We start from the raw sequence: 18,862 nt of genomic DNA on the forward strand, positions 1-18,862 counted from the left end.
CAAACTAGCCGATCTTGACCCGCCGGCCGGCAACCAGCCGAACCATCAACAGGCAAGATCCGCAAGACACCCGCTCAACTGAGCTGAACAGCTACGCGGCTGGTAAGAATCCAACCGGGGATGTCCGTGTCGCTGCTGGTGTTCACCGTCCGGTGGCGGCGGCCGGTGGCGGTGCACATGTCGGCGATACCGGTCAGGATGTCTGTGGTGGTGATGACCAGCTCGCCGGGGCGGCTGTAGGTGTCGAGGATGCGGCGGAGGATATCGCCGGGGAGATGCTCGCCGTCACCGGCGCGGGTGGTCCACACGGTGAGCGGAACCGGGTCGGCGGAGGGGTTCTCCGGTACGGATGGCACGACAGCGTCTCCTTCAGGGAAATACGCGATGGCCGGGTGTGCTCCTCGCCGGTGTTTCCCGGGGAGGAACGGTTTTCAGGGAACCACGGGCTTCTGCTTTTTTTCCTGACAGTCATGGCGAAGCCGCTGACACCCCCTTTTCCTATCCGGCCCTGGCGCGCCGTCCACTCTGACATTGTGTTGGCGGATCCGCTGACAGGCAGAGGTGTCAGAACGGAAAGAACGCCGCTGTCCTGACAGTCTTTTCCTAGTACTACAGCAACACCTCCCGGCGTGTCGGCTGCGACACGCCGGGACAAACACCCGCCCGAACCAAAGATCAATTGCAAATGCGCAGGTCGCGGCACTATCGCGTCAGCTGATCACAGCAACTGTTGCTGTAGTACTAGCCGGGGCGAGGCGGCGGGCCGCTGGTGGGGATGGCTTTCTGACAGTCCGGGCTGGACCGTGCTGCGCCGCTGTTCAGCGGCTGCTGTCAGGTTTTCTGTCAGCGGTGTCAGGGTTTTTGCCAGGGCCGGCTGGGTTTCTGGTCTCGCACGCTTTTCGACGAGCGAGGGAGACCAGTGAGAGGCAGAGCGGACAGTAGCGGCGGGCCGACGGCGTTGGATCTTGCTAAGGCGGCTTTCGTCGAGGTCGCGGAAGGCGGCCGGTGTGTGCTCGATGGCCGGACGGTGCATTCAGGATTGCCGTCGCGGTGCATCGGTGTGGGGGAGCTTCAGATTCTTCTCGCGGGGCCGGCGACGTCGGCGGCGGTGCGTGCGGCGGTGTGGCGGGAGGTCGCACGCCGTCAGGGCGACGAGGGCTGGCTGGTGGCGGCGGTAGGGATCGCGCTGCCGATGCTGCGCCACGTCGCCGGCACGCTGGCGGCCGGCGGTGTGGGGATGCGGGCGGATCTCGATGCGGAGGTGCTCACCGGGTTCCTCGCCGCGTTGCGGGCCCGGCCGGCGTCGGTCCGGGTGGAGAGCCGGCTGGTGTGGGGTGCCTACCGGGCGGGAGTGTCGTACGCATGCCTGCACAGCCCGTCGCTGCCGGTCGGGACCTGCGTGCCGGTGGCCGCGGCGTTGCCGCCGCGGCCCTGGGGGGTGGGGCTGCGGCGGCTGCTCGCGCAGGCGGTCCGCGTCGGGGCGCTCACCCACGCGGAGGCGGAGCTGATCAGGGCGGCGCGGCTGGCGGGCACGACCCCGGCGGTGCTGTCGGCGGCGACGGTGACGCCGGGTGAGGAGTGGGCGTTGCGGCTCGCCGCGGCGGAGGAGCGGCTGCTGCACGCGGTGCTGTCCAGCCGGGTGGGTCCGCGGCAGCCGGGAGCGGGCCGATGAGCCGGCCGGTGTCGCGTCCGGTGCTGGCTGTCGCCGGTGTCCTCGACGCCGTCCGCCGCCGTGCCGTGTGGATCATGGTCGCCGTCGGCCGGGTGTACGACGCCGCGCCGGGCTGGGTCCGGCGGCTGGTCGAGGGCCTGGTGGGGGTGGTCGTCGCCGCGGCGGCGGTCGGCGGGGTGGTGGTCGTGTCCACGCTCGCGGGGCGGGTGGGTGTGCCCGTGCCGCCGCTGCGGGTGTGGGGGGCGGCGGGGCTGGTCCAACTCGCCGTCGGCGGGGCTGTCGCCCTGGCGCTGACGACCCTTGATGGTGAGGAGCGGGCCGATGGCCGGCTGCCGGCACACTGCGGCCCGGCCCGGCGCGGGCGGGCGGCCCTCGTGGTGCTCGTGGTGCTCGCCGCGGTCGCCGGCGTGCTGCTGTCCCGCGGGGTGGTCATGGCCGCTCCCGTGCCGGGAGCGCCGCCGCCGGCACCGGTGCCGGCAGTGACGGACCTCAACCAGGTGATCACGAATATCAGGAACTGGTTGATCGGCATTCTTGCCGGGGTCGCGACGCTGTTTTTCAGTCTCGGTGGGCTGCGGTACATGGGGGCGAACGGGGATCCGGCGGAGGTCGAACGGGCGAAGGGGGCGTTCAAGTCCGCCGGTGTCGGCTACGCGCTAGCGATCCTCGCCCCGATCCTGCTGACCGCGCTGCGATCGGTGGTCGGCGGCTGATGGGCCGGCCGCGAGCGCGCGGAATCCGAGCCGGCGGTCGGGTAGCGCGGCGGACGGTCCTGGTAGCAGCCATAGCCGGCCTTCTGGTCGGCGCGGCGTCCCCGGCGCTCGCGGCCACTCCTTCTCCCGCCCCGCCGCCCCCAGCGGCCAGCCCGCTGCCAGCACCCCCGGCAGCCAGCCCGGCACCGGCGGCTCCCGCGGCCAGTCCGCTGCCCGAACCGGTCCCGGCCAGCCCGCCAGCGTCGACCCCGCAGCCGTCGCCCGGCCCGGCGCCGCACACACCTGACCCGCACGACAGCGGGCCCAGTCTCATCCCCGGGTTTCTGCGGGGACTCACCGACATCCCCGGAAAGATCGCCGACGCGATCAATACGTGGCTGGCGAACCTCGTCGAAGGCGCGCTGGCCCCGGTGATGAAACTCCTCGGCGCCACCGTGCTGTCGACCGAGGATGTCACCACCCGCCCGGCGATCCGTCAGATGTGGTGGGACAGCCTGGCGATCGCGGACAGCCTGATGCTGCTCATCCTGACTGCCGGTGGGCTGCTGGTCATGGGTTATGACACGCTGCAGACCCGGGCTGTGGCGAAGGACCTCGCCCCCCGCATGATCGTCGCCTTTGTGCTCGCGCACCTGAGCCTGCCGCTGATGAGCCTCGCGATCGGCCTGTCCAACGGGATCTCGAACGCTCTCACCAAGCAGAAGATCACCGCGGAGGGGATCGGTTCCACGCTCACTACGACCCTGAGCGTCAGCAGGGTCGCGCCCTTCGTGGTCCTCATCGTGTTGTGCGTCGCGGTGATGGCCATCGCCCTCATCGTGGGCTGGGCGGTGCGGCTGCTGGTGCTGATGCTGCTCGCGGTCGCCGCCCCGCTGCTGCTGATCTGGCATGGGCTTCCGCAGACCGCCGGGCTGGCGACACTGTGGGGGCGGGCGCTGGTCGGCTGCCTGGCCGTCCAGGTCGCTCATGCGCTGCTCCTGCTGGTCGGCCTGCGGGTGCTGCTCGCCGACTCCGGCCATGCGCTGGCGCCGAACAACAGCAGCCTGCTCAACATTCTGCTGTGCTGCGCCCTGTTCGTGCTCGCCTTGCGGCTGGAGAGCTGGATCATCCGGATGGTGCTGCGTAGCACCGGCGGGCCGTCCGCGGTGGTGACGCTGGTGCGCTACCGGCTGCTGCGCCGCGCGCTGACCGCTGCCGGCATCCACATCTGAGCGTGTCCCTCTGACCGGGCTGTCGGTCTCCCGCCGTGTCGAGAACCCGCCGCGGACAGCCCGTGTCTTTCACCGTCCCGTTCTCCTTCCCCCCTTGTGCTGACTGGGAGTGATGTCATGTCGCCGTCGTCGCCGGTCGTCCCGGGTCGGACCCGGATTCCCGCGGATGTCGACCGGCCGGATCAGATCCTCGCCGGGTTGACCGCCCGCCAGCTGACGGTGCTCGTCCCGCCGCTGCTGCTCGCCGCGGCGGTGTTCTGGACCGCCCGGCCGTATCTGCCGACCCCGCTGCTGATCCTGCTGTGCCTGCCCCCGGTCGGCGGCGGTGCCGCGCTCGCGCTGGGACGGCGTGCCGGCCTGCCCCTCGACCGCTACGCCGCCGCCGCGTTCACCCACCGACGCACCCCCCACGTCCAGGCCCCCGCCCCACCCGGCGGCCCGGCCGGCCTGCCGGGCTGGGTACCCGATGTGGCCGCCGCCCAGCAGCCACCCGCACCCGCCCGGCCGCTGGCTGCGGGAGTCGACGCCGGCCGACACGGCGAGGCGGCCGGGGTGGTGGACCTGCACACCGCGGTCGCGGTGATCGCCGAGGTCGACACCACCAACATTATGATCGCTACGGAGGAGGAGCGGGCCGCGAAGATCATCGCCTTCGCTCGGATGCTCAACGCCGCGTCTGGCACCCTGCAGATCACCGTCCGCGCGGTACCCGTCGACCTCGCCGGGCATCTCGAGGTGCTGGGTGCGCGGGCCGGCCGGTTGGCGCATCCCGCGCTCGCCCAGGCCGCGGCCGAGCATGCCGACTTTCTGGCTCAGATGGCGGCCGGGCGGGCGTTGCGGGAACGGCAGATCCTGCTCACTGCCACCCAGCCGCGCCAGCCCGGCCGGGCCGGGCGGGACGCCGCCGCGGGCCGCGCGGCACGGCAGATCGAGGAAGCCGCCGGGCTGCTGGCCACCGCAGGGCTGCGCGTGCGCCCCCTCGACGCCGCGGCGCTGTCGCGTCTGCTGGCCGCTGCCGCCCATCCCGACCTGCCCCCACCCCCCGACGGCATGCACGCCTCCGGCACCGTCCACGCCGCCGGCACCGTGCCCGCGTCCGGGGCGGGCCGGTGAACCGCCGCGCAGGGGCGCGTCGGCGCCGGCAGGCGCAGGCCGCCCGCATGGTCGGCCCGGCCCTGTTCACCCCCAGCCTGCGTGTGGACGCCGACCATCTGCAGGTCGGTGGGCTGTGCGCGGCGACGCTGCTGGTCACCGGCTACCCCCGAGAGGTGGGGACTGGCTGGCTCGAACCGCTGCTCGCCTACCCCGGTCGCCTCGACGTGGCGCTGCACCTGCGCCCGACGCCGCCTGCCCTGGCCGCGATGCGATTGCGCCACCAGCGGGGCCGCCTGGAGTCCGGTCGGCGCCTGTCCGCCGCGGCCGGACGGCTCGACGATCCCGAGGTCGACACGGCCGCTGACGACGCCGCTGACCTTGCCAGCCGCCTCGCCCGCGGCGAGGCCCGCCTGTTCGCAGTCGGGGTGTATCTGACGGTCTACGCCGAGCACCCCGCCGCGCTGGGCGAAGAAGTCGAGCGGGTGACCGCGCTCGCGCACAGCCTGCTGCTGGCCGTGCAGCCCGCCCGCTACCGGATGCTGCCCGGCTGGGCGACGACGCTGCCCCTCGGTGTGGATCTGCTCGGTCAGACCCGCACGATGGACACCCCCGCCCTGGCCGCCGCGTTCCCGTTCACCAGCCCCGACATGCCGCTGCCCGATCCGTACCGCGACGGCGCCGGCCCCGTCGTCTACGGGCCGAACCTGTCCTCGACGGGGGTGGTGGCGCATGACCGGTGGGCGGCGGCGAACTACAACTCGGTCACGCTGGCCGCCTCCGGTGCCGGAAAGTCGTATCTGACGAAACTCGACGTGCTGCGCAGCCTCTACCAGGACGTCGAGGTGCACGTGGTGGATCCGGAAGACGAGTACGCGCCGCTGGCCGCCGCCGTCGGCGGTAGCCGGCTGTCTCTCGGCGCGCCCGGGGTGCGTCTCAACCCGTTCGACCTGCCTGCTCACGGCCGCGGTGACCCGGAGCTGCTCACCCGCAGGATCCTGTTCGCCCACACTCTCCTGTCCACGCTGATCGCCTCTCCCGTCGACGACCCGGCCGGACGGGCGGCGTTGGACCGGGCGCTACTCGCCGCCTACGCCCAGGCCGGGATCAGCCAGGATCCGGCCACGTGGGATCGGCCGGCGCCGCTGCTCGCCGACATCGCCGCCGCCTTGGACGCCGACCCCGACGGCCAGCCGCTCGCCGGCCTGCTCGCCCCGTTCGTGACCGGGTCGCACCGGGGGCTGTTCGACGGACCCACCACCTCCCAGCCGTCGGGGCATCTGGTGGTCCACGGGCTGCGTGCCCTCCCCGACGAGCTGCGGGCGGCCGGGATCCTGCTGGTGTTGGACGCGATCTGGCGGCAGGTCGCCGACCCGACGCGGCGCCGCCGACGTCTCGTGGTCGTCGACGAAGCCTGGCTGCTCATGGCCCACCCGATCGGCGCCCGGTTCCTGCACCGGTTGGCGAAAGCAGCCCGTAAATGGTGGGCCGGCCTCGCTCTTGTCACCCAGGACACAGGCGACCTGCTCGCCACCGACCAGGGGCGGGCGATCATTGCGAACGCCGGGACGAAGCTGCTCCTGCGCCAGGACAGCTCCGCCGCCCCGGCGGTGCGCGCGGCGTTCGGCCTCACCGACGGAGAGATCGCGGCGCTGCTCGCCGCCCGGCCCGGCGACGCGCTGCTCGTCACCGGCGCGTATCGGGCGCTGTTCCGCGCGCAGGCATCCCCACGGGAACACGAACTGATCACCACAGATCCGGTCGACGTCGCCCGCCGCGCCCCGCAGCCCACCACCCCCGGCCTCGACGCCCAGGAGGGCACGGCCCGCGGTGGCCTCGCGCCGGCCGACGACGCCGACCCGCTCTGACCAGCACCACCGGTCCCCGTCCATGCCCGCCCTTCGGGTGGGGCTGTTCCTCCTCTGCGTGCCTGGACGTGCCGCGCGGCGGTCGCTGTCCGGCGCCAGACGCTGATGCCTCCTTGGAGTGGTTCATGACGTTGCCGCTGTCCCCGCCCCCGCCTCCGCCTGCCCCGCCTCCGCCTGCGCTGCCTGCGCCGGGTGGCTGGCTGATCGGCCCGGCCGGGGTGGGGCATGCCCTCGCCCATCTCCTCGCCGTGTGGGGTCTGCCCGTCGGCCTGCCCCTGGCCGTGCTCACCCTCGCCGCCGCGCTGGTCCGGCGGCGCTTTTGGGCCGGCCGGGACGCTGGGCTCGTCGCAGACGCCCGCACCGTGGAGATCCTGATGCCCCCGGAGGTCAGCCCCGATGCGGCAGCGGCGTTTTGGGGGCAGATGAGCGGGCTGCTCCGACCCTTCTGGCCCCGGCTCCTACACGGACAGCCGCATTTGGGCTTCGAGATCGTCGCCCGGCGGGCAGGTACCGCGTTTCGTCTCTGGGTGCCCGGGGCGGTACCGCCGGGGCTGGTGGAGCGGGCGGTGCAGGCCGCTTGGCCCGGCGCCCGTACCACCACCCGCCGTCCCGCCCTCCATCCCCTGCACCCCACCGATTCCACCCCGAGGGGCGCCGTTGGTGGGCCGCTGGCCGAGGGCGGGGTGTTGCGCCTCGCTCGCACCGACGTCCTCCCGCTGCACGCGACACCGCCCGGCGATCCGGTACGCGCTCTGTTGGGGGCGGCCGGGGAGTTGGACGACGACGAGACCGCGGTCGTGCAGGTCCTCGCCCGTCCGGTCACCGGCCGCCGTCTCGCCCAAGCACGCCGCGCTGCCGCCCGTCACCGCGGCCAGGCCCCCCACGCGCAGCCGTGGGCCCGCCTGCTCGACCTGATCAGCCCTCACAGCACCACCCCGTCCGGCACTGCCCGCCGGCCTGGCCCGACACCCCCGGAGGAGTCGGCCGAGTCCCGCGCCATCGCCCAGAAGGCGCTCGGGCCGCGGTTCGAGGTCCGCGTCGCCTACACCGCCGCCCGCCCCACCCCCGCAGACCCCGCCCAGACGACGCGCACGTGGGCCGCGCTCCGGGGCCGGGCGCACGCGCTGGCCACGGCCTATGCGGTCTACGCCGGCCACAACCATCTCCGCCGGCTCAAACTGCCGGACCCGCCCCGGCTGCTCGGCGAGCGGCGGCTACGCCGCGGCGATCTGGTCAGCATCGACGAACTCGCCGCCCTCGCGCACCTCCCCGTGGACACCGCGGTACCCGGGCTCGCGCGGGCCGGTGCTGCCGCCGTCGCACCCCCCGCTGGCATCCCCGACGCCGGACCCGGCGTGAAGACCCTCGGACGTACCGAGGCCGGGCGGCGCCGCGACATCGGCATCGACGTGCCCGCCGCCCGCCACCACCTGCACATTCTCGGCGCCACCGGCTCCGGCAAGTCAACCCTGCTCGCGAACATGATCCTCGACGATGCGACCGCTGGCCGCGGTGTCGTCGTCATCGACCCCAAGGGCGACCTCGTCGGTGACCTGCTCGACCGGCTGCCCGCCGAGTCCGCCGACCGGCTCGTGCTCCTCGACCCCGACGACGCCGCGCCGCCGCCGGTCCTCAACATCCTCGACGGCCGCGACCCCGGGCTGGCCACCGATCAGCTGGTGGGAATCTTCCGGCGGATCTGGGCGGACAGCTGGGGCCCCCGCACCGACGACCTGCTGCGCTCCACCTGCCTAACCCTGCTCTCGGGCCGCCGCGCCAGCCAGCCCGCACCGACCTTGGTCGACGTCGTCGATGTCCTGGTCGACCCCCGCGCCCGCCGGGCCGCCGCTGCCCGCGTCTCCGATCCGATCCTCGCCGGCTTCTGGACCTGGTACGCAGAGCTGTCCGACGGGGCACGTGCCGCCGCAACCGGGCCGTTGATGAACAAGCTCCGCGCGTTGTTGTTGCGCGGCTTCGCCCGGGACTGTCTCGCCAGCGGGCCGTCCACAATTGACGTGTCGGCGATCCTGGACCGCGGCGGGATCCTCCTCGTCCGCGTCCCCAAAGGCGCGATCGGCGAAGACGGCGCGCAGATCATCGGCTCGATCGTGCTCGCGAAAGTCTGGCAGGCCGCTCTGCGCCGCGCCGCCCTTCCCCCCGCCCGACGCCGCGACTGCGCCGCCTACCTCGACGAATGCCAGAACTTTCTCACCTTGCCGGGCGCGATCGAGGACATGCTCGCCGAGGCCCGCGGCTACCGGCTGTCCATGGTGCTCGCCCACCAGCACCTCCGCCAGCTGCCCGGCGACCTCGCCGACGCCCTGTCCACCAACGCCCGCAGCAAGGTGTTCTTCGCCGTCAGCCCACGGGACGCCGCGGAGCTCGCCCGCCACGTCACCCCGGTGCTGTCCCACCACGACCTCGCCCGCCTCCCGGCATTCACTGCCGCGACCCGCCTCATCGTGAACGGCGAGGACAGCGCCGCCTTCACCCTGCGCACCCGCCCTCTGCCCGCCGCCGTCCCCGGACGGGCTGCGGTGCTGCGCGCGGCGGCACGCCGCCACACCACCCCCACCGCCACGGCCGGCCTCCACGAACCCCGACCCCGCCCTGGCCGGCCTGAAGGGAGCCCGGCATGACACCCCCCGCCCGCCGGCCCTCCTCCCGTTCGCAGGACGCGTTGATCCTCGAACTCGCCGGCCGGCTCACCCCCCGCGACCGCTGGCTGCTCGCGATGCTCCACGAACATCAGGTGCTGACCCGGCGGCACATCACCCGGCTGTGTTTCGACGGGGAACGGCAGACCCGGATGCGGCTGGCGACCCTGCACCGCCTCGGGGTTGTGGACCGTGTCCATCCGAACTACAGCCTCGTCGCCGCCCCCCTGCACTACATCCTCGGCACTGCCGGGGCGGCGATCCTCGCTGCTGAACGCGGCATCAGCGTCCGTGACCTCGGCTACCGGCGTGACCGCCTCCATGCGCTGGCCCACGGCGTCCGCCTCGCGCACCTCGTCGCCGTCAACAGCCTGTGCTCCGCGCTGGTGCACGCCACCCGCCGCCGGCCCGAAGGCACGGGGCTGGTCGCCTGGTGGTCCGAACGGCGCGCCGCTGAGGTCTGGGGGCGGATCGTGTGTCCCGACGGCTACGGGGTGTGGGTCGCCGGCCTACGCCGCCTCGACGTCATGATCGAGGTTGACCGTGGTACCGAACCCCTCACCCGCGTGCTCGGGAAACTCCCCGCCTACAGCCGCCTCGCCGAAAGCAGCGGGATCGTCACACCGCTGCTGATCTGGCTGCCCAGCGCCCGCCGGGAGACGAACCTGCGCGCGGCGCTGCGCACCAGCCCGCCCGGGGTCACGGTCATCACCGCCGCCCCCGGCCCGCTGACCGCCCCCGACGCCGACGACGACGACGACCTCGCTCCCACCCGCGCCGTCTGGCTGCCCCTGCACGCCACCAGCCGGGTCGATCTGGACGGGCTGGCCCGCCGCTACGGCACCCCCCTGCACCCCGCACGGCCCCTCGACCCCGGCCCACCCGGTGGCGGCACGGACGACCCGGACCCGGCTCCCGAACCCCGCCCGCCGCTCCTGCGGCAGGGCCGGTGAAGCCGCTGGCCGCCACCGGCGCACTCGTACTCGGCCTGATCGTGCTCCTCCTGGGCGCCGCCGCCGGGGTCCTCAGCAGCATCAGTTCCCTCGGCGACCCGCCCAGCCAGCGCGCCACCGAGGACATCCCCGCCGGCTACCAGGAGCTCTACGTTGCCGCGGCCGCGACCTGCCCCGGGCTGCCCTGGATCATCCTCGCTGCCATCGGCAAGACCGAGACCGACCACGGCCGCAACCCCGACTGGACCTCGGACGCCGGAGCGCAAGGCCCGATGCAGTTCCTGCCCGCCACGTTCGCCGCCTTCGCCGTCGACGCCGACGGCGGCGGGGCGGACATCAACGACCCCGCCGACGCGGTATTCACCGCCGCCGCCTACCTGTGCGCCTCCGGCGCCCGCGACGGCGCCGATATTTCCAAAGCGATATTCGCCTACTACTACAGGAACAGTGATCGCCGTGTGGTCTCTTCTCGGGACGGCGGCGCGGTGGGAGGTGTAGAGCGGCCACCGCGTGGTTCTCCGTGGTTTTGTGAGAATCAGCGAAGGCGCCGCGGTGACCGTGGCCGGAAGCATACCCGGGGTGGACGTGTCGGTGTGGGAGGCAGGACTTGAGGAACTGTTCGGTCGGGTCGCGGGCTGTTTCCCGAACGAGCAGCCCAGGGCGCAGGCACGGGCGTATGTGGCGGGCCTGTTGTCCCGGACGGAACGGAAGAACGGATGGACGCTCGCGGAGTTCAACGGGGACGCGGGGCCGCAGAAGATGAAGCGGTTGTTGAACGAGTATTCCTGGAACGCGGACGCGGTGCGTAACGTGGTCGCGGGATATGTGGCCGAGAACCTGGCCGAGCCGGACGGGGTTTTGGTCGTGGACGAGACGGGGTTCCTGAAGAAAGGTAACCGCTCGGCTGGGGTTCAGCGGCAGTACTCCGGCACGGCGGGCCGTGTCGAGAACTGCCAGATCGGTGTTTTCGCCGCCTATGTCTCGGGGAAGGGCCGGGCTTTCGTCGACCGTGAGCTTTACCTTCCGGTGAGCTGGACCGACGACCGGGCGCGGTGTGAGGTGGCAGGGGTACCGCGGCGGGTCGGGTTCGCGACGAAGCCCTTGCTGGCCCTGGACATGATCCGCCGGTTCTGGCTGACCTGCCGGACGTTGCGCTGGGTCGCCGGTGACGAGGCCTACGGCGCCGATCCGGAACTGCGGGACTGGCTGGAAGAACACCAGATCGGCTTCGTGTTCGGGGTCCGGTGCGACGCGGAGGTGAGCACGGCTGTCGGTCGCTGCCGCGTCGACGCGCTCGCCGCGCTCGTCCCGGTGGAAGCGTGGGAGACCTACTCGGCCGCTCACGGATCGAAAGGCCCACGACTCTACGACTGGGCGTTGGTCGACACGACCGACCGTGCGGGTTTCGAGAACCGGGTTCGGCAGGTTCTCATCCGCCGCGGCCGAGACCAGAAACGCGAGCTCGCGTTCTTTTTGACGCACAGTCCGATGCCGGTTCCGCTCGCGACCCTGGTCACTGTCGCAGGTCGCCGCTGGGGAATCGAGGAATGTTTCCAGTCGGGTAAGAACGAGGTCGGCCTCGACCACTACCAGGTCCGGCTCTACCACGCCTGGTACCGGCACATCACTCTCGCGATGCTCGCCCATGCCTGGCTCGCTGTCACCGCGGCGAGAAGCCGCGCCGACTGGCAGCCACCTGAAACAGGGGCGACCATCGCGGTCGGATACCAGCGCGTCGACGGCGGGATCCCTATCACTCGCCAGATAATCCCGAACAGGAACATGATGGTCCCGTTCAGCCTCAACGAGATCCGCCATCTCACCGCACTGCTACGCGAGGCGAATCTCCCCGCCGCGCTCATCGCTTGGTGGTCCGAGTGGCGCCGACGTCATCAGGCGACCGCCCGCCACTACCACTTCCTTCGCCATATCGATGCCGCGCAGCCACCCGCCACGCCGTCCTGACTCCGCCTGGTACCACAACAAGATTACTGTTCCTGTAGTACTACAACCACGACAGCGGATATGTGGCACGAGTCCTCAGCACCGCCGAGGGCTACACCGACCACACCAGCGACGACACCGACGCAGACGACGGAGATATTCCGCAGCCCGCGGGGCAGGCTGCGGCGGTAGCGGTCGACTACGCCACCGCCCAGCTCGGCCTGCCCTACCAGTGGGGCGGTGACGGCCCCACCGCTGGAGACGCCGGATTCGACTGTTCCGGGCTCACCCAAGCCGCCGCCCAGGCCGCCGGTGTGCACCTTCCCCGCGTCGCCCAGGCCCAGTTCGACGCTGGACCCCACCTTCCCGCCGGAACACCCCTACAGCCCGGGGACCTGGTGTTCTTCGGAACCTCCACCACGGCCATCAGCCACGTCGGTATTTTCATCGGCGGAAACCAAATGATTGACGCCCCGCATAAAGGTGCACCCGTACGCGTTGAAAACTATCGGTGGAACAATTACCGTGGAGCCACCCGTCCCATCCACACCTAAAAACCTCTCCGCAATTATCTTCTGAAGAATGTCCACCCGGCTTCGAGGAAAGGCGGATCGTGCAGGCTGGGACGGCCGGAGGGGGCAGAGCGGAGCCGGGCGAACTGTCAGGACCAGGGGTAGCGGCAGACCCCCCTCCAAAAGGGGCTCCTTTAGTCCCTCCAAAAGCCCCTCCGGCTTTAACCGGAGGGGGGGATCAGCACACAAAACCGCAGGCCAGCGGCCCGTAGACCCCTCCGGGTGGCGCCCAGACTCGCCGGCTTGGCAGGAAAAAAACACCAGCGGCGGGCCACCTGGCCCTCCACCGGGGCCGTGTACCCGCCACTGGCGTTTGTTTTCTTCCGTTCCGCTGTGCCTTGTCTGGCCCTTGTTGGCCGTGGTCACCAGCCGTCTGCTGGTGCGCCGGGCGTGAGGGTCACCCCCCGAAGGCCGTCCCGGCCGGGCCGCGCCGCGACGTGCGGGAGACCGGCCGGGGCGGGACCGTCCGTTCCACCATTCCGATCACCTCCGTTGCGTCCGTGGGAATGATTCATGATATCGCCGCGCACCGGCATTGGCAATCCGTTTTCCATGACTCTTTTCCGACCGCATTACGGCGCGCGTGCGCGGATATCTCGCCCGCGGCCATTCGGCAACCCGTTTTCCATGACTCTTTTCAGGAATGTCGTCTAAAGAGTCATGGAAATGGGGTTGCTGATCGCCGAACCGTCTAGATATGGTTGGTCCACAACGAAATACGGACCGCCCGGGGAACCGGACCGGAAATCGGGAAACCGAAAAGAGTCATGGAAAAACGGTTGCCGAATCCGGAAGTCGAAGGATATGGTTTATCCCAGGCGGACGTCGCACCCGAACGGATTCCCGCGGCATGCGGATTCCGGCGGGACGCCGGAAACACACAACCGTCCGGCGGTGCGTATCACACACCCCCCATTGTTTTGGTTGGCCGAGGAGTTCGCGCATGTCCGCGCCCCTGACCGTGCCGCAGGCCGTCGCCCAGGACGGGCCCCGCCCGCACACCCCGCAGCCGGCCCCGGCGGTCACGCCGTGGGTCCCCGAGATCCGCCTGTCCGACACCGCGTCCCCGCCGGAGCCGTCCGTGACCATCCCCCCGACACCCGAGCCAGAGACTCCCGCCCCCACACCCGCCGCCGCATCGATGGTGTCGGACCGGCTTCCACCGGGAGCGCTGCGCCGTCAGGTCACCCAGTACCTCGCCGACCATCCGTATCGGGCCTGGACTCCCACGGAGATCGGGATCGCGCTCAGCGGCCGGTCCTCCGGCGCGGTCCTCAACGCCTGCGAGTACCTCCTGGCCCTCGGCCACGCCCAGCTCGTCAACGCGAAACCGAAGACGTTCCGCGCGACGGCGACGACCCGGGAGGCGATCGCCACGATGGCCGTGGCCACCCCCGCGCCCCGTGCGCCGCGCCCGGCACGGCCGGCCGCACCGAAGCCGGCCGCACCTGCGGCCCCTCCGGCACCACCGAAGATCCCTCCGACGCGGCCGGACGGCGGGGTGGTCCGCCCGTCCGGGCAGGTCTACCGGCCGCGGACCCTCGCCGGTCTCCCCGACGTGGAGATCTTGCGTAGGTTGCGGGAGGCGAACGTGCCGGTCCTGCTCTACGGGCCCCCGGGGACCGGCAAGACCAGCCTGGTCGAGGCCGCCCACGGCGATCTGATCACCATTGCGGGTGATGGTGACACCACCGTCGGTGATCTTGTTGGGGAGTACACCCAGTCCCCGGGAGGTGGCTACACCTTCGTCTACGGGCCGCTGGTCGAGGCGATGCTCCAGGGCCGCTGCCTGTTCATCGACGATGCCACCCTGATCTCTCCGGCGGTGCTCGCGGTCGTCTATCCCGCGATGGACGGCCGCGGGGAGATCATCGTCAAGGCGCACAAAGGCGAGACGATCAAAGCGGCGCCCGGGTTCTACGTGATCGCGGGCCACAACCCGGGTGTGCATGGAGCCATCCTCACGGAGGCCCTGTCGTCTCGGTTCTCCGTGCAGATCGAGGTCTCCTCCGACTACAAGATCGCCGAGAGTCTCGGGGTCAGCCCGAAGGCGATCCAGGTCAGCCGCAACCTCGCCACGAAACGCGCCGCGGGGGAGATCGGCTGGGCGCCCCAGCTCCGGGAACTCCTCGCCTACCAGAAGATCGCGGGGGCGGTGGACGACGCGTTCGCGATCGCGAACCTCGTCGGTGCCGCCCCCTCGGAGGACCGCGACGTCGTCGCCGCGGTCGCAGCCCAGGTCTACGGCCAAACGATCAGCCCGCTGAGCCTCGGCGCGCAGATCATCCGAAGGTCCTGACCGATCCCCGATCCCGCAGGCCGCCCGGCGGGAACTCCCCCCGCCGGGCGGCCCCCACCCCCACCTGCCACCGTGAAGGACGGTCATGTCCGGTCACCAGCTCGCCGACCCCACCCTGACGCCCATCGTCCCGCAGGGCCCCTGGCTCACCCTGTCCGCCCGCCTCACCGCGGAAGTGCCCGCCCTCGCCGACCGCAACGATCTCGTCGTCACCTGCGCCCCGGGGGCCGGTCACGGCTCACCCGCCTGCTTCCTGTTCAACCAGGCCACCGTCGAAATCGACGGAGCGCTGCTCGGTTCCCTCGATCCCGCCACCCTCGATCCCTCCCGCCTCGCCGACCGGTACCGCTACGCCCCCATGTGGGGCGCGCTGATCCACGAAGCCGCCCACGCCCGCCACAGCCGGTGGACACCCCCTCCGGGCACCCCACCCGCGGTCATCGACGCGGCGATGCTGCTCGAGGAGTCCCGCATCGAAGCACGCCAGCTCACCCGCCGGCCCGACGACCGGGACTGGCTACGGGCCTGCGTCACCACCATCGTCACCGCCCAACTCACCCCCACCAGCCCCCCGCCCCCCGCCACACCGCCGGCTCCCGCCACGGCCACCGCCACCTCGCCCCCGTCGGCTCCCGTGACCACCGTGCCCGTCGCACCCCCGGTCGCGATGACCGTCGCCGAGGCCGGTCACACCAGCGGACTCCTGCTGGCTCGGGTCGACGCGGGAGTCCTCACCCACACCGAAACCGACCCACTGCACGCCACCGCCGTCACGGTGCTCGGCCCGGACCGTCTCGCCGAGCTACGCAGCGTGTGGCTGGAAGCGCAGAAGACCAGCGACTACGACGCCACCGCAATGATCCGCCTCGGGGAGCGGTGGTGCGCCATCCTCGGCATCGATCCCACTCAGCCCCCGCAGCCCCACCCCAGCGCAGCCACAGGCGCAGGCGCGTCCCAGACCAATTCGAGCAGCGGACCCTCCGCCCCGGGCAGCACACCCTCCCCGCTGGGCAGCGCGATCGGCGAGGTCCTCGACGCCGTCACCGCCTCCACCGCTACCAGCATGGCCAATGCGGCGAAGACCGCCGCCCGCGCCGAGGAAACCGCCGCCCGCCGCAGCGCTGCGAAGGCCGCCAAAGACGTCTTCTCCAACCCCAACGGCACCCGGCACCCCCAATCGCAACGCACCAAGATTGCCCGCAGACGCGACCCGACCCCAGCCGAGCAGGCTGCCGCCCGCCGCCTCGCCCGCGCGCTGCGCGCCGCCGGTCACCGCGAACGAGCCGCCACCACCGTCACCTCACCCACCCCACCCGGACGGCTACGCATGCGCGGCGCGCTCGCCGCCGACGCCCAACGCGCGGCCGGTGCGATCCCGACCGCCCAGCCGTTCACCCGCACCGTGCGCCGCGCCACTCCCACCCCACCGCTGCGCATCGCGATCGCCACCGACGTCTCCGGCACCATGCGCTACTTCGCCGACCACGTCGCCTCCGCCGCCTGGATCTTCGCCGCCGCCGCCCGTCACATCCCCGACACCACCGCTGCGACCGTCATCTTCGGCGACGCCGTCCGACCCCTCACCTTCCCCGGCCAGACCCCCCAGCAGGTCACCGAGTTCTACTCCGACGACCGCTACGAAGACGTCTGCGCCGCCGTCGACGCCCTCGAAGGCACCTGCCAGCTCACCCTTCCCGGCGCCGCCCGCCTGCTCGTCGTCGTCAGCGACGGCAGGTTCAAAGGTAGCCAAGGCCCCGACGGCCAGCGGCGTCTCGACCGGCTGCGCGCCCACGGCTGCGCCGTCCTGTGGATCACCCCCGACAGCACCCTCGCCACCCCCCTCACCGCCAGCCACACCATCACCCTCACCGACCCCGCCCACACCACCGACCACATCGCCCGCGCCGCAGTCCGTGCCCTGACCGCCACCCCCTGACCACACCGGCGGCGGGCCGGCCACCCGGCCCGCCGCCCCCCACCCGAACCCGCGAAGGAGAGCCCCGTGAACCCGCCCACCCACCGTGTCGCAATCCACCCCCACCACCAGCTCACCGGCCCCGACACCGCGGTCGGCTACACCCTGCCCTACCTCCCCGACGGCTGCCCCGACGACCTCGAGGGCTGGCCCGCCCGCGACGGCCAATACCCCGGACCCCACCAGAACACCGTCTGCCCCACCTGCCTACCCACCCACCGCCACCACGCCGACGTCTGCAACCCGTTCCCCGTCCCCACCCCCACCCCGATGATCTACGCCCTCGAGTCGGCGCCCCAGCTGGCCGACGGCGGCCACGACCTGCTGCACCTGCTGCGCGCCGCCGGCTTCACCCGCCTGGCCTGGCTCCCCCTCGCCGGCTACTCCGACCCGTACGTCTTCGTCGCCGACCATCCCACCGACCACAGCCGGATCATCCTCGACCGCCACGGCCTCGAGTTCCACCCACGCGACCCCGCCACCGGCGGCCCCTTCCATGACGTTCTCGGCCCCCGCACCGACCTCGCCGCCGTCACCACCGTTCCCCGCTCCGCCGGCCACACCACCCCCACCCCCCGCCCCGCCACCGGCCTGCCGCCACTGCCACCCGGCGCCCGCCTCCTGTCCGCCGACGACGCCGCCCGCCTGATCATCATGGGCGACCATCCCGCCGGCCAGAACCCCGACCTCGCCTACGACCTCGGCCTCGTCGACGCCCTCCACCGCGGAGCGATCCTCGCCGCCCACCTGCCCGACGGAAACCTCGCCTTCACCCCCAACCCCCACCCGCACAACCCCACCCCCTAACACCCCGGGCAGGCCGGACCCCCCGGGCCCGGCCTGCCCGCCCCACCACACGCGACGGAGAACCCCGGCATGGCCAACTACCGCGTCCTCATCGCGTCGCGCGACACGGACGACCCGCATCGTCCCGCCGCGTTCGCCTTGACCAAGATGGCCGTCTACTTCCCCGACGGCTGCCCGGCACCCGGGCAGGCCGGCCTCCCGAAACTGTGGAACTACCGACCGCACGCCGTCACCGTGTGCCCCGCGTGCATCACCGCCTGGAGGGCCGACGACTTCGTGTCCGACCCGCTCAGGGTCCCGACGGCACCCCACCGGCCCTTCGGTTCACCTGGACCGCCGCAGACGCCTACGACACCCGGGCCGACGACACCACCGACCCGGACATCTGAAGCCGCCCACCACCAGAACACCGGGTAGGTCAGGCCCGCCTCGAGCCCGACCTGCCCACCCTACCCGCGACGCCGCCTACACCTCCCCGTGAAGGAGACCCTCATGTCCCCGGACCGCGACACCCCACCCACCAGCCCCGACCCGACCCGACCACCCCATAACCCCCCGGCCAGCCCCGCATCAGACAGCCCCACCACCGAAAAGGAGAAACGACCATGATCGCGCACCAGGATGCGGACAGCATTGTTCTGACGAATCGTGATGGCAGCGAGATAGTCCTGCGCGCCGAGCTCGGCACCACCCCGGCACTCATGCTGCAGGTGACCTCCGGCGGCCAGGTCACCATCGCCCGCCTCTCCGGCTTCGAGACGAACACCTTCGCCGCAGCGGTGAGCAATCTTGGCAGCCGTGTGTTTCTCAGCGCCAACAACCTCCGCGTGGAACTCGCCCTGAATAGACGACACCACCTCTGACGACTGACCACCGATCCGCCACGGGGGCGGCCACGGCCCGCCCATGACCGCCCCCGGCGCACACGCCCTCCGCAATTCATCGGTGGAGGGGCTGTCAAGTTAGCGGTGTAACGGGTGATGTTGGACTACTTGGGGACCACTGTAGCTGTTCAGCTCAGTTGAGCGGGTGTCTTGCGGATCTTGCCTGTTGATGGTTCGGCTGGTTGCCGGCCGGCGGGTCAAGATCGGCTAGTTTG

General features: G+C 71.7%; 16 protein-coding genes. 15 read left to right on the forward strand and 1 reads right to left on the reverse strand.

The window, feature by feature from the left end; translation table 11 throughout:
* Window positions 1–74: 74 nt before the first annotated feature.
* Entirely contained in the window at window positions 75–356 is a 282-nt protein-coding gene (locus BMG523DRAFT_RS19255; protein ID WP_043591865.1) for a hypothetical protein, read from the reverse strand.
* Between the two features lie 704 nt (window positions 357–1,060).
* Here BMG523DRAFT_RS19255 and BMG523DRAFT_RS19260 point away from each other — a divergent pair.
* The 15 genes from BMG523DRAFT_RS19260 (at window position 1,061) to BMG523DRAFT_RS19330 (ending at window position 18,626) form a co-directional block, all read left to right on the forward strand.
* Window positions 1,061–1,672, forward strand: a complete 612-nt coding sequence (locus BMG523DRAFT_RS19260; protein ID WP_083494883.1) for a hypothetical protein — start codon at window positions 1,061–1,063, stop codon at window positions 1,670–1,672.
* An 8-nt stretch (window positions 1,673–1,680) separates the two neighbouring features.
* Complete coding sequence (locus BMG523DRAFT_RS26685) at window positions 1,681–2,385, forward strand: pilin (RefSeq protein ID WP_235463246.1); 705 nt, start codon at window positions 1,681–1,683, stop codon at window positions 2,383–2,385.
* Window positions 2,385–3,596 carry a hypothetical protein gene (locus BMG523DRAFT_RS19270; RefSeq protein WP_051623954.1) on the forward strand — a complete coding sequence of 404 codons (1,212 nt, stop codon included), beginning with the start codon at window positions 2,385–2,387 and terminating at the stop codon, window positions 3,594–3,596. Before BMG523DRAFT_RS26685 ends, BMG523DRAFT_RS19270 begins: the two co-directional genes overlap by 1 nt.
* A 117-nt stretch (window positions 3,597–3,713) precedes the next feature.
* Window positions 3,714–4,709 carry a PrgI family protein gene (locus BMG523DRAFT_RS19275; RefSeq protein WP_051623955.1) on the forward strand — a complete coding sequence of 332 codons (996 nt, stop codon included), beginning with the start codon at window positions 3,714–3,716 and terminating at the stop codon, window positions 4,707–4,709.
* Window positions 4,710–4,756: 47 nt separating this feature from the next.
* A complete protein-coding gene (locus BMG523DRAFT_RS19280; RefSeq protein ID WP_083494886.1) occupies window positions 4,757–6,556 on the forward strand; it encodes a VirB4 family type IV secretion system protein in 1,800 nt (599 codons plus the stop codon).
* A 125-nt stretch (window positions 6,557–6,681) separates the two neighbouring features.
* Window positions 6,682–9,195, forward strand: coding sequence for a type IV secretory system conjugative DNA transfer family protein (locus tag BMG523DRAFT_RS19285; protein WP_051623956.1), 2,514 nt, complete (start codon window positions 6,682–6,684; stop codon window positions 9,193–9,195).
* Window positions 9,192–10,166, forward strand: a complete 975-nt coding sequence (locus tag BMG523DRAFT_RS19290) for a replication-relaxation family protein (RefSeq protein ID WP_051623957.1) — start codon at window positions 9,192–9,194, stop codon at window positions 10,164–10,166. Before BMG523DRAFT_RS19285 ends, BMG523DRAFT_RS19290 begins: the two co-directional genes overlap by 4 nt.
* Window positions 10,163–10,777 carry a lytic transglycosylase domain-containing protein gene (locus BMG523DRAFT_RS19295; RefSeq protein WP_051623958.1) on the forward strand — a complete coding sequence of 205 codons (615 nt, stop codon included), beginning with the start codon at window positions 10,163–10,165 and terminating at the stop codon, window positions 10,775–10,777. The genes BMG523DRAFT_RS19290 and BMG523DRAFT_RS19295 overlap by 4 nt, the downstream gene beginning before the upstream one ends.
* Window positions 10,752–12,131 (forward strand): IS701 family transposase, encoded by a 1,380-nt coding sequence (locus BMG523DRAFT_RS19300; protein ID WP_051623960.1) that lies wholly within the window; start codon window positions 10,752–10,754, stop codon window positions 12,129–12,131. Before BMG523DRAFT_RS19295 ends, BMG523DRAFT_RS19300 begins: the two co-directional genes overlap by 26 nt.
* Window positions 12,132–12,193: 62 nt before the next feature.
* Window positions 12,194–12,664, forward strand: coding sequence for a C40 family peptidase (locus tag BMG523DRAFT_RS19305; RefSeq protein ID WP_051623959.1), 471 nt, complete (start codon window positions 12,194–12,196; stop codon window positions 12,662–12,664).
* Window positions 12,665–13,625: 961 nt separating this feature from the next.
* Window positions 13,626–14,981 carry an AAA family ATPase gene (locus tag BMG523DRAFT_RS19310; protein ID WP_235463249.1) on the forward strand — a complete coding sequence of 452 codons (1,356 nt, stop codon included), beginning with the start codon at window positions 13,626–13,628 and terminating at the stop codon, window positions 14,979–14,981.
* Between the two features lie 85 nt (window positions 14,982–15,066).
* Window positions 15,067–16,917, forward strand: coding sequence for a hypothetical protein (locus BMG523DRAFT_RS19315; protein WP_043591870.1), 1,851 nt, complete (start codon window positions 15,067–15,069; stop codon window positions 16,915–16,917).
* Window positions 16,918–16,983: 66 nt separating this feature from the next.
* The gene (locus BMG523DRAFT_RS19320) at window positions 16,984–17,763 is read left to right on the forward strand and encodes a hypothetical protein (protein WP_043591871.1); all 780 of its coding nucleotides are present in this window, start codon (window positions 16,984–16,986) and stop codon (window positions 17,761–17,763) included.
* A 69-nt stretch (window positions 17,764–17,832) separates the two neighbouring features.
* Complete coding sequence (locus tag BMG523DRAFT_RS19325; RefSeq protein WP_043591873.1) at window positions 17,833–18,180, forward strand: hypothetical protein; 348 nt, start codon at window positions 17,833–17,835, stop codon at window positions 18,178–18,180.
* 188 nt (window positions 18,181–18,368) lie between these two features.
* On the forward strand, window positions 18,369–18,626 hold the full coding sequence (locus tag BMG523DRAFT_RS19330) for a hypothetical protein (protein WP_043591875.1): 258 nt from the start codon (window positions 18,369–18,371) through the stop codon (window positions 18,624–18,626).
* The last annotated feature ends 236 nt before the right edge of the window (window positions 18,627–18,862 follow it).

Origin of the sequence: Frankia sp. BMG5.23 (assembly GCF_000685765.2) — a bacterium.
GTDB lineage: Bacteria > Actinomycetota > Actinomycetes > Frankiales > Frankiaceae > Frankia > Frankia casuarinae.